13 protein-coding genes and 1 pseudogene are annotated in these 13,238 nt (G+C 69.3%); 10 read left to right on the top strand and 4 right to left on the bottom strand.

Annotated elements, in window-relative coordinates; translation table 11 throughout:
* Window positions 1-7: 7 nt before the first annotated feature.
* From HNP52_RS06300 to HNP52_RS06275, 6 genes and pseudogenes are all read left to right on the top strand, one after another.
* Complete coding sequence (locus tag HNP52_RS06300) at window positions 8-319, top strand: hypothetical protein (RefSeq protein ID WP_184163962.1); 312 nt, start codon at window positions 8-10, stop codon at window positions 317-319.
* A 190-nt stretch (window positions 320-509) separates the two neighbouring features.
* A pseudogene (locus tag HNP52_RS06295) lies at window positions 510-1,199 on the top strand (phage portal protein); the annotation flags it as partial.
* Entirely contained in the window at window positions 1,099-2,775 is a 1,677-nt protein-coding gene (locus HNP52_RS06290; protein ID WP_409372601.1) for a phage tail protein, read from the top strand. The pseudogene HNP52_RS06295 and the gene HNP52_RS06290, both read left to right, overlap by 101 nt.
* Entirely contained in the window at window positions 2,772-3,272 is a 501-nt protein-coding gene (locus HNP52_RS06285) for a DUF2793 domain-containing protein (RefSeq protein ID WP_184165119.1), read from the top strand. Before HNP52_RS06290 ends, HNP52_RS06285 begins: the two co-directional genes overlap by 4 nt.
* A 108-nt stretch (window positions 3,273-3,380) precedes the next feature.
* Window positions 3,381-4,514, top strand: coding sequence for an OmpA family protein (locus HNP52_RS06280; protein WP_184163956.1), 1,134 nt, complete (start codon window positions 3,381-3,383; stop codon window positions 4,512-4,514).
* A gap of 108 nt (window positions 4,515-4,622) precedes the next feature.
* Window positions 4,623-5,300 (top strand): phytanoyl-CoA dioxygenase family protein, encoded by a 678-nt coding sequence (locus tag HNP52_RS06275; RefSeq protein ID WP_260395933.1) that lies wholly within the window; start codon window positions 4,623-4,625, stop codon window positions 5,298-5,300.
* On the opposite strand, the gene HNP52_RS06270 is transcribed toward HNP52_RS06275, so the two are convergent.
* Window positions 5,297-6,028, bottom strand: coding sequence for a folate-binding protein YgfZ (locus tag HNP52_RS06270; protein ID WP_184163953.1), 732 nt, complete (start codon window positions 6,026-6,028; stop codon window positions 5,297-5,299). The genes HNP52_RS06275 and HNP52_RS06270 overlap by 4 nt on opposite strands.
* Before the next feature lie 47 nt (window positions 6,029-6,075).
* On the opposite strand from HNP52_RS06270, the gene HNP52_RS06265 reads away from it, so the two are divergent.
* Together HNP52_RS06265 and HNP52_RS06260 are read left to right on the top strand one after the other, a co-directional pair.
* The gene (locus HNP52_RS06265) at window positions 6,076-7,398 is read left to right on the top strand and encodes a dihydroorotase (RefSeq protein WP_184163950.1); all 1,323 of its coding nucleotides are present in this window, start codon (window positions 6,076-6,078) and stop codon (window positions 7,396-7,398) included.
* A complete protein-coding gene (locus HNP52_RS06260; RefSeq protein ID WP_184163947.1) occupies window positions 7,395-7,868 on the top strand; it encodes an SRPBCC family protein in 474 nt (157 codons plus the stop codon). Before HNP52_RS06265 ends, HNP52_RS06260 begins: the two co-directional genes overlap by 4 nt.
* Here the strand turns inward: HNP52_RS06260 and dapF are convergent.
* A complete protein-coding gene (gene dapF, locus HNP52_RS06255; RefSeq protein ID WP_184165113.1) occupies window positions 7,865-8,803 on the bottom strand; it encodes a diaminopimelate epimerase in 939 nt (312 codons plus the stop codon). The two genes, HNP52_RS06260 and dapF, sit on opposite strands and share 4 nt — an antisense overlap.
* A 44-nt stretch (window positions 8,804-8,847) precedes the next feature.
* A complete protein-coding gene (locus HNP52_RS06250) occupies window positions 8,848-9,522 on the bottom strand; it encodes a glutathione S-transferase family protein (RefSeq protein WP_184163945.1) in 675 nt (224 codons plus the stop codon).
* 103 nt (window positions 9,523-9,625) lie between these two features.
* On the opposite strand from HNP52_RS06250, the gene HNP52_RS06245 reads away from it, so the two are divergent.
* Window positions 9,626-12,124 (top strand): DUF2339 domain-containing protein, encoded by a 2,499-nt coding sequence (locus tag HNP52_RS06245; RefSeq protein ID WP_311768410.1) that lies wholly within the window; start codon window positions 9,626-9,628, stop codon window positions 12,122-12,124.
* On the opposite strand, the gene HNP52_RS06240 is transcribed toward HNP52_RS06245, so the two are convergent.
* Window positions 12,117-12,572, bottom strand: coding sequence for a DUF6456 domain-containing protein (locus tag HNP52_RS06240; protein ID WP_221416105.1), 456 nt, complete (start codon window positions 12,570-12,572; stop codon window positions 12,117-12,119). The genes HNP52_RS06245 and HNP52_RS06240 overlap by 8 nt on opposite strands.
* A gap of 91 nt (window positions 12,573-12,663) precedes the next feature.
* On the opposite strand from HNP52_RS06240, the gene HNP52_RS06235 reads away from it, so the two are divergent.
* Window positions 12,664-13,227, top strand: coding sequence for a helix-turn-helix domain-containing protein (locus HNP52_RS06235; RefSeq protein ID WP_184163942.1), 564 nt, complete (start codon window positions 12,664-12,666; stop codon window positions 13,225-13,227).
* The last annotated feature ends 11 nt before the right edge of the window (window positions 13,228-13,238 follow it).

Raw genomic sequence — 13,238 nt, 5'->3', positions numbered from 1 at the left:
AAAACAAATGACGGGACCGATCCGGGCCCGGCGGGCAGGTGCACTTGCCGGAATGCTGATGCTGTGCGGGTGCGCGATCGGGCGGGCCGCGCTGGATGTGGGAAGCGCGGCGCTGGTGGCGCGCTTCGATGCGGACCGCGATGGCGGGCTGGACCGGGCGGAGGTTGCCGCGATGGTCTCGGCCGCGATGCCGGGGAGCGGGCCGACGATCGAGGCGGCGCGCGCCGGGCTGGCGGCGGGATACTGGACGCGGGATTGCGACCGCGACGGGAAGCTGACTGCCGGCGAGCTGGCGGCGGGTGGCAGATGCGGGGGTTGAGAACATAGCTGTTCCTCCTCCGGGAGAGGAATGGGCGCAGCCTACGCCACCTTGTCGTTCCCCGGCGAAAGCCGGGGCCCAGGGTCACGAGCGATACGGCCAGGAAACCCTGGGCCCCGGCTTTCGCCGGGGATCAGTTTGCCGCCCGGGGCACATCGCGAGAATTTGCAGCGAGTTTCAGGAGCAACGCATGAAATGGTTCGGGCGAAAGTCCGTGCGCGAAGGCGCGCGGCCGGCTTTGTCGCGCGCGGGCAGCTTCGCCGGCAGCATGGGCGAATGGCCGCGCAGCTACGAGGCGCAGGTGCGCGACGCCTATTGCCACAATCCGGTGGCGCAGCGGGCGGTGAAGCTGGTGGCCGAAGGCGCGGGCAGCGCGGCCCTGAAGGCCAGCGATCCGGCGCTGCTCGCGCTGGTGACCGCGCGCAGCGGCGGCCAGCCGCTGATCGAGACGCTGGCGGCGCAGCTGCTGCTGCACGGCAATGGCTATGTCCAGGTGCTGGCCGATGACGGCGGCGCGGTGCGCGAGCTCTATGCGTTGCGCCCCGAGCGGGTGAGCGTGGAACCCGATGCGCGGGGCTGGCCGGTCGCCTATCGCTACAAGGTGGGCGAGCGGGTGGCGCGGCTGGCGGCCGAGGATGGCGGCGGGCGGCCGGCGGTGATCCACCTGCGCAATTTCTCGCCGATCGACGATCATTATGGCCTAGGCTGCCTGGGCGCGGCTTCGGGCGCCGTCGCGATCCACAATGAAGCGGCGCGCTGGAACAAGGCGCTGCTCGACAATGCGGCGCGGCCTTCGGGCGCGCTGGTCCATGATCCGGGCGACGGCAGCGCGATGCCGGCCGACCAGTTCACCCGGCTCGCTCAGCTTCGAAGTGGAGGCCGATGCCGCCCCGGTGCCGGCCGGCGACATCGCCGTGGCGCTGGGCGCGCTGAACCGAACCGATCCGAGCGTGGCGCTGGCAGGCTTCGCGGCACAGGGCGCGAGCCTGGCCGGCGTAGTCGAACTGCTGGGCCAGGCCGCGGGCGGCTGGTTCGGCGAGGGACCGGTGCTGCACTGCGGCACCGGCGAGGCGATCACGATCGAGGACAGCGGCGTCGGCGGGCATGGTCGCGGGAATCGCAGCGTCGCATCGGCGACCCGGGTGCCGCGCACGCTGAGCCTCAGCCATTACGACCCGGCCCGCGACTGGCAGATCGGCGTGCAGCGCGCCGGCGGTACCGGGCCGGCCAGCCGGGACATGCGAATCGAGCTGCCCGCCGCGATAGATGCCGGGACCGCGCGGACGCTGGCCGAGGCCGCGCTGCTCCGCACGGACACCGAACGCACTCGCCGCACGGTGCATCTGGGCTGGGAAGCACTTGCCATCCCGCCCGGCAGCCGGGTGCGCATCGCGGGCACGCCGGGCATCTGGCGTGTCGATGGCTGGAAGTTCGAGGGAATGTCGGTGTCCCTGGACTGCGTGGCCCTGGCCCCCGAAGTCGCCCCCCTGCCAGGCAGCGGAGGCCGTGCGCTTGGCGCCGAGGACGTGGCCATCGGACGTACGATCCTGCACGCCTTCGAGCTCCCGCCGATCGACGACGTCCCCGCAACAACCCCGAGAATAGCGATCGCCGCCGCCGGCGAGGCCGAGGGATGGCGCCGGGCGGCGGTGCTGCTCAGCATCGACGGCGGCACGGCGTGGCAGGAAATCGGCGGCACGCAGGGCATCGCCGTGCTCGGCCGGATCCTCACGCCGCCCGGACGCGCAGCGCCGCAGATCGAGGACCGGCGAAACCATGTCGTCGTCGAACTCGCCAATCCCGCAATACTGCTCGACCATGCGGACGACATGGCGCTCGACGCGGGAGCGAATCTCGCGATGCTGGGCGACGAACTGATCCAGTTCAGGCGCGCCGAGCGGCTCGATGCACGACAATGGCGCCTTTCCGGCCTGTGGCGCGGCCGGCGTGGCACCGAAAATGCGATCGGGAGCCAGGTCGAGGGCGACCGCTTAGTGCTGCTCGACAGCCGAACGGTCGCCACGGCCGACCTGCCACGCGGCGCAATCGGCACCGAGGTGCGGCTGCTGGCCGAGGGTGCGGGAGACATCGGCGAAGCCGCACAGGCTTCCGCTGTCATCAACGGCATCTCTTGGCTGCCGCTCCCTCCCGTTCATCTAGTCGCCCACAGGCTAACGGACGGTGCAGCACGCCTGACCTGGGTACGCCGCAGCCGTTCGGACTGGGAGTGGGAGGACGGGCGCGACCTGGCTCCGGAGCCCGGCGGCGAGCGCTACCGCGTAACCCTGATTCCGAACGACGGCATCGGATGGGCCGTGGAGACGCGGGCACCCGAAATGACGCTGGGGGCCGCCGCCATCGCCGGAGGCGCGAGAATCGAGGTGCGTCAGCTCGGCACCGCCGGCGCCTCCCCGCCCGCAACGCTGACCCTGCCCGATCAAGGAGAACCCGCATGACCGAGATCACCAGCCGACTCGCCCTGCCGCTGCTCGACGCCGGGCAGGCGCAGAAGGAAATCCATCACAATGAAGCGCTTGTCCGGCTCGACCTGCTGGTCCAGGCGACGGCCGAGGCAATGGACCTGAACATCGCTCCGGAAACCCCCGCTCCCGGCCAGTGCTGGATCGTGGGTACCGCGCCGATGGGGGCCTGGTCAGGTCATGGCGGTGACGTCGCCGGCTGGACGGAGGGCGGCTGGCGCTTCGCAACTCCGCGCGAAGGCATGCGCCTATGGCTTGGCCACGGTGCCGGATATGCCCTATTCCGCAACGGCGAATGGCACCAAGGCGAAGCGCATGGTCGGCTTGTCGTCGAAGGGCAACAGGTGGTCGGCGCGCAAATGCCGGAAATTGCGGAACCAGAAGGCGGGACGGTGGTTGATGCGCCAGCGCGGGCCGCAATTTCTGCGGTGATCGTTGCATTGCGTGCGCATGGCCTGATCCATTCCGGCTGACTGTGACGTTCCTGCAACAGTCCCCGGATTTGTGCGCTTGCGCAGAAACTTTCGTTTCGGTACTGAGTTTTTCGCTGTCCGTAGTGACAATCATGAAAGGGGATTAAGATGCGGAAGCTTGCCGTAATTCTGGCACTTGCGACCACCGCGCTGAGCACGCCCGCCCTCGCCCGCGACGATGCGTGGTATGTGGGTGTCGAAGGCGGCGCTATGCTCGTCGAAGACATCAAGTTCGACATCGGCGCTGCCAAGGATGTCGTGACTGCGCACCACAAGGCTGGCTGGGACGCTGACGCAACCGTCGGTTACGACTTCGGTCCGTTCCGTGCGGAAGCCGAAGTTGGCTATCGCGAGGCTTCGGTCAATCGTATCGTCAGCACCGTGACGATGCCGGTCCGCACCGCTGCCGGCGCTGCCGTCAACGCCGCTCCGGGCAACTACGCCTATGCCGGTGGCCGCACTTCGGCCCTGAGCTTCATGGTGAACGGCCTGCTCGACTTCGGTGACGATGATGGCGTTCAGGGCTTCGTCGGCGCTGGTGTCGGTGTCGCGCGCGTCAAGAGCAAGCTCGCTCTGAACAGCTATCAGGACTCGCTGAACGATTCGGACACCGTGTTCGCGTGGCAGGCTCTCGCCGGCATTCGCGCTCCGCTGTCGGACTCGATCGACGTGTCGCTGAAGTATCGCTTCTTCAACAGCTCGACCACCGCGCTGGTGGATGCTTCGGGCCGCACCCTCAACGGTCGGTTCCGTTCGCACTCGATCCTCGGCGGTCTGACCTTCAACTTCGGTGCGCCGGCTCCCGAGCCGACCCCGACGCCGACGCCGGAGCCCACTCCGACGCCGACCTGGACCCCGACTCCGGAACCGACCCCGACGCCGACCGTCGTCTGCACCCCGGGACCGTACATCGTGTTCTTCGACTGGGATAAGTCGGACATCACGCCGGAAGCCGCGAGCATCCTCGACAACGCCATCAGCAACTACCAGAACTGCGGTAACGCGCAGGTCATGCTGGCCGGCCACGCCGACCGCTCGGGCTCGGCCAGCTACAACGTTGGCCTGTCGCAGCGTCGCGCTGATTCGGTGAAGGCTTACCTGACCGCTCGTGGCATCGGTGCCGGTGCGATCTCGACCGAAGCATTCGGTGAGAGCAAGCCGCGCGTCGAGACCGCCGACGGCGTTCGCGAGCTGCAGAACCGTCGCGTGGAAGTCACCTACGGTCCGGGTTCGGGCTACTAAGCCAGACCGGTCCCAAGGGACTGACAGAATTGGGGAGGTCGGGAAACCGGCCTCCCTTTTTCTTTGGGCGGTTGCGCCCCGGGCATGAGGCGCACTAGCTCGATCCAGATGATCGATTCGGCGATGCCCCTTTCCCTGGAGCGCGATGGCGCCGAGCATTTGCGCGGTGCGGCGCTGGCGGCACGAGACAGAATCGAAGCCGCGCTCGCCGGCCTGCCCGTCGATCGCCCCGGGCTACGCCTTCGCGAGATCACGGACCTGCCAGACCTGCTTGAAGCGCAAGGCACAATCGGGCGAATCGCCGCGAGATGGCTCGGCCCGGATACCCAGCCTGTTCGCGCTATCCTGTTCGACAAGAATGACCGCACCAACTGGGCCCTGGGCTGGCATCAGGACCGCACCATCGCCGTCACCGCACGCTGCGATGTCCCCGGCTTCGGCCCGTGGACGATCAAGCACGGCATGCACCATGTCGCGCCACCATTCGCATTGCTTGCCGGAATGCTGACGCTGCGCGTCCACCTGGATCCGGTACCGCTCGACAATGCTCCCTTGCTGGTCGCGCCCGGATCGCATCGAACCCTGGTTGCGGAGAGCGACATCGAGCGCATGGTGGCAGCCCATGGCATCCATGCCTGCGTGGCTGAACCGGGCGATATCTGGGCGTATGCGACGCCGATTCTCCATGCCTCGAATGCCGCCACGCGACCGAAACGCCGCCGCGTGCTGCAGGTCGACTACGCCGCAACGGCTCTCCCCGGTGGGCTGTCCTGGCTGGGAATCTAGCTCGCGTCCGCCTGCAGCGCTGCCGCCAGCCACTGCGGCATCAGCGCATCGCCAAGCGACTCCACCCGGCGCAATTCCACCATCAGGCCAAGATCCGGATAGGCGATACGCGTCCGGTCGCCCGGCTCGCCCAGCGGCGTGACCACAAGCCGGCGATTGACCTTGGCGCGATAATGCATGCGCGCAGTGTTCTCCTGGCCGACATAACAGCCCTTGGTGAAGCTGACGCCGCCGAGCTCGCCGGCATTGCATTCGAGCCAGAGCGTCTTGTCCTGGCCCAGTTCCTCGACCCCTTCGGTGACACCGAGGCGCAGGCGATGCTCCCGCCAACCACTAGCTTCATCACCCTCCACCGAGCCCAGCCAGCGATAACCAAGCGCCGCGAGGCGCGGATCGGGGACGCCTTGCCCGGCCTTCGGCGACCAATGCACCCCACCCTCCACCGGCTCGATCGTTATCGGGCGGCGCAGCCGGTAGATGCTCAACCGGCGTACCAGCGCCTCGCGCTGCGTCGCTTCGCAATCGACCAGGATCGAATCTCTGTCCGCCCAGAGGATGAAATCGAACAGCGCCTTGCCCTGCGGCGTCAGCAAGGCTGCCCATTGCGGTGTCTCCGGCGTGACGCCCGCCATGTCCTGCGTCACCAGCCCCTGGAGGAATCCACGAACATCCTCACCCGAAATGCGGATCAGGGCGCGGTCGGCTAGTCTGGTGCTGGTATCGGTCATGCCGAACAGGTAGGGGGTGGCCGGGGGCGACGGAAGAGGCGCGGAATATGATTGTCGATCTGAAGCTCAAGGGCGGTCGCGTGCACCTGCCCGGTGGTCCTGCCGAAACCGATGTGGGTGTGAAGGACGGCCGCATCGTCGCGATCGGCGGCGTGCTGGAAGCCGGCGAGACGATCGACTGTACCGGCCTCGACGTGCTGCCCGGCGTGATCGACAGCCAGGTCCATTTCCGCGAACCGGGCCTCGAGGCCAAGGAAGACCTGGAAAGCGGCGCGCGCGCGGCAGTGCTCGGCGGCGTGACCGCAGTGTTCGAGATGCCGAACACCAAGCCCAACACCGATTCGGCCGAGGCGGTGCAGGACAAGCTCGCCCGGGCGAAGGATCGCATGTGGTGCGACCACGCCTTCTATGTCGGCGCGACCAACAACAATGCCGAGCATCTCGCCGAGCTCGAGCGCCTGCCCGGCACGGCAGGCGTGAAGATCTTCATGGGCGCCTCGACCGGCGACCTGCTCGTGTCGGACGACGCCAATCTCGCGCGCGTGCTCGCCTCGGGCCATCGCCGCGTCGCGATCCATGCCGAGGACGAGTTCCGCATGCAGGATCGCCTCGGCGAGCGCGTCCCCGGCGATCCTTCCAGCCATCCGGTGTGGCGCGACGACGAGAGCGCGATGCTCGCCACCCGCCGCATCCTCGGCCTTGCCCGCGCGGCGCGGCGGCGGATCCACGTCCTCCACGTGACGACTCCGGCCGAGCTGGAGCTGCTGGGCCAGCACAAGGACATCGCCACCTGCGAAGTCACCCCGCAGCACCTGACGCTGGCGGGCGAGGAAGCCTATCCCACGATCGGCACCTTCGCGCAGATGAACCCGCCGATCCGCTCGGCGGCGCACCGCGACGGGCTGTGGCACTGGCTCAACCAGGGCGTGCCCGATGTGCTGGGCTCGGATCACGCGCCGCACACCCGCGAGGAAAAGGCCAAGCCCTATCCCGACAGCCCCAGCGGCATGCCCGGCGTGCAGACGCTGCTGCCGCTGATGCTCAACCATGTCGCCGAGGGCCGCACTACGCTGCAGCGGGTGATCGACCTGACCAGCGCCGGTCCGCAGCGCATCTTCGGCATCGCCGGCAAGGGCCGCATCGCGGTCGGCTATGACGCCGATTTCACCGTGGTCGACCTCAAGGCACGCTGGACGATCGAGGAAAGCTGGCTCGCCTCGCGCTGCGGCTGGTCCCCCTTCACCGGCAAGCAGCTGACCGGCAAGCCGATCGGCACGATCGTGCGCGGCCACCGGGTGATGTGGGAAGCCGAGCTCGCCAACCGGGCGATCGGCCGGCCGGTGCGCTTCGAGGCCGTGGAGTTCGGGTGAGGACGGTCTCGCGCACCGATCGCGCTTCCCGGCTGATCAAGGCGCCGGCCAGCCGGATCTGGCGCGCCTTCATCGATCCCGCGGAGCTGGTGCGCTGGCTCCCGCCCGAAGGGATGACCGGCGAGATGCTGGCATTCGATGCGCGGCCGGGCGGCGGCTATCGCATGGCGCTGTCCTATGACGATCCCGAACAGGACGCACCGGGCAAGACCTCCGAAAATGCCGATGTCGTCGAGGTGCGCTTCACCGCGCTGAACCCGGGCCGGAGCATCGTCCAGGCGGCGGTGTTCGATTCGGAAGACCCGGCCTTTGCCGGCACCATGCGCATGACCTGGACGCTGGAGCCTGCCGACGGCGGCACCCGCGTCGCGATCACCTGCGAGGATGTTCCGCAGGGGATCGGCAAGCAGGATCATGTCCAGGGACTGAAATCCTCGCTCGCCAACCTGGCGGGGTTCGTCGAAGCCTAGGCCGGGATCGCCGCGGCCCAGGCAGCGGCTTCGTCCTCGCGCCGGGCATGGACCAGCGGCGTCTCCGCAATGCCCGCCGCCGGATCGACGGTGATCGTCGCGTCGTAGAGGAAGGTCGCGTTGCCGCGGATGGTGACCATGCCGTCCGCATCGGACGATCCCATCACCAGCCCGCCCTTGTTGAACACCTTCATCACGGTGCCGAACGGCACCCGCCCGGTGCGGCCCGCGGCATAGACCGAAGACGCCATCGCGCTGCCGCAGCTGTCGGTCAGCCCGACGCCGCGCTCATAGGTGCGCACGAACAGGTCCTGCCCGCGCACTTCGACGAAGGAGACATTCGCGCGGGCCGGGATCAGTTCGGGCCCCGCCTCGCACCAGTCGCCGAGCGCGACCAGCTCGGCTTCATCAACCGATTCAACAAATGTGACCAGATGCGGGTTGGGCATCGCGATCGCGGTGAAGGCGCGCGCGCTCGGCAGCCCGGGGATCGGCGCGTCGATGATCTCCGCCGCCGCCACCCGCAGCCCGACATCGGCGGTGCGCGTCGACGCCGGCCCGGCGGTCTCGCGGATCGTCACCACGCCGGGCGCCAGCGGCTCGGCGCGCGCGACCTCCGCGCTGCTCGTCTTCAGCCGCACCCGGGCATGGTCGAGCCCGAGCAGCTCGAAGCCCAGCCGCGCGGTGCAGCGCAGCCCGTTGAGGCAGGTCTCCGCCTCCGATCCGTCCGAATTGAACATGCGCATGCCGAAATCATGCCCGGCATCGTCGCCCGCGGTGAGCAGCAGCAGCCCGTCGCCGCCCACCGGCCCGGCACGATCGGCGAGCGCACGCGCCACGCCCGCCCAGTCCGCGTCGGACAGGGTGAGCGCGCGTGCGTCGATCAGGGGAAAGTCGTTCCCCGAGCCATGGCATTTGATGAAGGCGAACCGCATGGCGCCCAGATAGGCGCGCCGCGCGACGCTGGCTAGGTCCAACCCTAGCCGGCAACCGCCTCGCGCGGCACGGGCCCGCCCATTGCGTCGACCATGGCGCGGTCGCGCGTAATGATCGCCGCGAAGCTCGGCCGGGCATGCATCGAGGCAACCCAGGCGGCGAGCCGCGGATAGCGTGCCGAATCGACCGTCACGCCGATACAGCCCAGCGTCGCCAGCGGGCTGGCCACGGCGATGTCCGCCAGCGTCAGCCGATCGTCGACCAGGAACCCGCTCGCGGGGATCGCGCCCTCCAGATAGGCCAGGATCGGCGGCATCAGGTCGCGCTCGGCGGCGTCGGCCGCCTCATGGTCGCATTCCATCTTGAGCACGCGCGGGCGTACGAAGCGCTGGCCGAAGATCGCGCTCCCGGCCGCCATCATGATCGTGTCGGCGAGTTCGTCGAACCAGATCGTGCGGGCGCGGGCCCGCGGCTCGGCGGGGATCAGGCTGGGCTCGGGATATTTGGCATCGAGATAGGCGACGATCGCCGAACTGTCCGAGATCAGGAAATCGCCGTCCTTGAAGCCCGGCATCTTGCCGAACGGGCTGGCGGCCATGAATTCCGGGCTCCCGCGCCCCATTCCGGCGGGCTGCAACTCGAGTTCCAGGCCCTTCTCAGCACCGAACACCATGACCTTGCGCACATAGGGCGAAAGCGTCGAACCAAACACGATCATGCCAACCTCTCCCAGGCTTTTGGCAAAAGGCCTATCCGATCGGTTGCACGGGGCAACCGGGTTGTGCGCGACAGGTGCGCTCCACTGTGCAAGGATCGGGTGAGTGATTGGTCTCACCCTTCTCCTCGCGCTGGGCGCGGCTGCGGCCTTTTATATCGTGCTGCGGCGCATGGCCTTTCTGGAACAAGAACTGCGCCGTGTCGAATCGCGGATCGTTGCGCTCGAGGAAGGCGCGGGCGAGCCGCCCGTCCGCCCGGCCTCGCCCGCGGCGGCACGTCATCGAACGGCCGAAGCGCCGGTCATGGTCGCCGAGCCGGCGCCGGAGCGTGCCGCCAGATCCGGGCCCGAGCCTCAGCGGCCCGCTTCCGAATCCCGCCCCCTCCCGCAGTTCAGCCTGGAGACGCTGATCGGTGGCAAGCTGCCGATCTGGATCGGCGGCGCGGCACTGGTGCTCGCGGGCTTCTTCCTGGTCCGCTACTCGATCGAGAGCGGCTTGCTCGGCCCCTCGACACGGACGTTGCTCGCCGCCCTGTTCGGCCTCGCCTTGATCGCGGGCAGCGAAGCGACCCGGCGGCTGCCCGCCACCGCGGACGATCCGCGCGTTGCCCAGGCGCTGGCCGGGGCCGGCATCGCCAGCCTCTACGGCACGCTCTACATGGCGGCCGCGCTCTACCACCTGATCACACCGCTCACTGCCTTCCTGCTGGTCCTGCTGGTCACCGGAGGCGCGCTCGCGCTGGCCCTGCGCCATGGCCCGCCAACCGCGGTGATGGCGCTGGTCGGCGGCTTCGCGGCCCCGATGGTCGCCGGCTTCGACGCCGCGGGGATCGGGCCGCTGCTCGTCTATCTTGGACTGTTCACCGCCGCGCTGTTCGGCCTCGCCATCCATCGCGGCTGGGCCTGGCTGGCGCTTGCCGCCTGCGTTGCGGGCTTTGCCTGGATCAACTTCCTGATCGCGATGCTGGTGACCCGCAGCGACGATCTCTCCGCGGTCGGCGGCTTCACCATGCTGCTCGCCATCGGCGCGAGCGCCGCGCTACCGGCCACCGGTGCCGGCAATCGCTGGCTCCGCCTCGCGCCGCTCGTGGCCGGCTGCCTGCAGCTCGCGATCCTCGCCCCGGCGCTCGATTTCGGCTGGCTGGCCTGGAGCTTCTACCTCGTCCTGGCCGGCGCGGCGCTGATCCTCGCCTGGCGGGACGCCGTCTATCTGCCCGGCGCGCTCGCCGCCCTTGCCCTGCTGCTCGTGCTGGAGATGCTGGCGATCGGGCTGCCCGACCGCGGCTTCACCCCCATCGCGGCAATCCTGGCTACCGCGCTCTTCGCGTTTCCAGGCCATATCCTCGCGCGCCGCCATCCGATCTGGGCGGCGATCGCGCTGCTCGGTACCGCCGGACCGCTCCTTCTCGCCCATCTGCGCGCACCCGTGCTGCTTCCCGCCGAGGCCTGGGGCATTGTCGAGCTGCTCGCCGCAATCGCGACGTTCAGCCTCGCCTGGCGGACCCGATCGGAGACCGGCAATCCGATGCTGGTCGCGGCCACCGCTGTGGCGGCATTCCTGGCCGGGCTCGGGCTGGGCCAGTTCGTCCCAGGCGACTGGTTGTCGCTACCGCTCACCCTGGTCGCCGCCGCACTGGCCTGGTGGGCGCGCAAGATCCGTGCACCCCGCCTCAATGCGCTGCCCGCCTATCCGCTTGCCGCGGCACTGGTCGCCGCCGCGCTGCCGCTCGGTGCGCTCAGCGAGCTGGTCCTCGCTTCGCTTTCCGGCGAACGGCTAACCTATCCGCTGCTGCCGTCGCTGGCCGAGCTTCTGCGCGAGCTCGCCTTGCCCGTCGCGCTGGCCATCGCCCTGCTGTTCGATCCCGCCCTCTTCGGCCGCCTCCGCCGCACCGTGTCGATCGCGGCAATCGCGCTGGGCGTGCTCCTCCTCTATGCAGTCGCCAAGCAGCCTCTCGCCATCGCGACGCTGCCGCGCTTCCTCGCCTGGGGCTTTGTCGAGCGCGCGGTGCTGAGCCAGGCGAGCCTCGCCGCCGGCTGGTGGCTGCTCCGCCAAGGCAAGGCCCCGGCGATCGGCCATGCGCTGCTCGCACTCGGCCTGTTCCGCATCGCCTGGTTCGACCTGTTCCTGCTGAGCCCCTTGTTCGAGCCGCAATCCGTCGGCCCGCTGCCGCTCCTCAATGCCGCCGTGCTGCATCTCGGGCTGGCGAGCTTCTGGCTATGGACCTTGCCGGCACGCTGGCGACCGGGCGCGGCGCTGCTCGCGCTCCTCGCCCTGCTCGCCGCAGTGCGCCAGGCGGCGCATGGCACCCTGCTCACCGGCGCGATCGGCACGGCCGAGAATGGCGGCTACAGCGCGGCGATGCTGGCGCTGGCGCTGTTCTGGCTGTGGCGCGGCATTGCCGGCGGCAGCCGCGACCTGCGCATCTTCGGCCTCGCCTTGCTCACCGCCACCACCTTCAAGGTTTTCCTGGTCGATGCCGCCGCGCTCGACGGGGTGCTGCGCATCCTCTCCTTCCTCGGCCTGGGCCTGGCGCTGATCGGGATCGGCTGGGCCTATGGCCGGTTCGTCGGCAAGGGCGCCGCCGAGCCCGAACCCGCTATTTGAGCCCGTAGAAATCGGCGACGCGGTCGAGCGCGAAGCAGAGCACCAGCTTGCCCGCGCGGCTCGGCCAGCCCAGCGCCTTCTCCGCCGGACCGATACCTTCGCCGGCGCAGACGACGCGCCACAGGATGTCGGCCAGCCCTGGCCCCGCTGCCTCCACTGCGCCATCGAAACGACGCCGCGCCGAGATCTGCGCCAGCGTCGGATCCAGCCGCTCGGCGACGCCACCCGGGGTACGGCCCACCGGCGCCGGATCCCAGCGCATCGTCACGCGCGGGCCCAGTGCCGCCATCTCGTAATCGCTCCGCAGCCGCTCCCCCGCCTCGAGCTGCCGTGTGCTGACATGGCCGCGCGACGCCAGCCAGGCGAGCGGCGACTCCGCCAGGTTGACGGTGACACGACGCTTCAGCCCCGCAGTATCCTCGACCACGCGCTCCACCAGTTCCCGCATGATGATCTCCTTTTGTTGCGATTCGTTTCTCTTGCCATGCAGGATCGATTGTAGGAAAGGCAGAAACCGATTTGGTTATCTGGAGGCTGCGATGATTACCGCCATCCGCGAAGTGCGCCGGGCAAAGGGGCTCACGCTGGAGGAAGTCGCGGCGCGCTGCGTGCCGCCGACCACGGCGCAGACCGTGGGTCGGCTCGAGATGGGCACCCGCACCGTCTCGGTCGGCTGGCTCAATCGCATTGCCGCCGCGCTGGGCGTCGATGCCGCCGATCTGGTCAAGCTGCCCGAGCGTCCGGAGATTCCCGTGGCCGCGCTGCTGGAGGCCGGGGGCGCCCAGGCACCGCGCAGGACCGCCACGATCGTGCCGCCGCATGCCGAGCCCGGGATGGTCGCGGTGGTGGTGACCGCCGGGGTTGGCGACTATCGTACCGGTGACGAGATCTGGTGCCGCACGCTCGCGCCGGAGGGGTTTGGCGGCGCGCTCAACCGCGATGTGCTGGTGCCGCGGCCCGCCGGCCGCTTCCTGTTCGCGCGGCTGATCGGGCGCGAGGGCGAGCGGCTGCATCTCCTCCCGTTCGGCGCCGGCGCGCGCCAGCAGGTGGTCGCCGATCCGCCCTGGATCGCCGAGGCGATCCGGCTGGTCCGCCCTCTCTGAAATCTCCTTGC

Source organism: Sphingomonas kyeonggiensis (assembly GCF_014204495.1).
Classification (GTDB): Bacteria; Pseudomonadota; Alphaproteobacteria; order Sphingomonadales; family Sphingomonadaceae; genus Sphingomonas; species Sphingomonas kyeonggiensis_A.
This window is presented reverse-complemented; position numbering and strand designations above follow the sequence as displayed.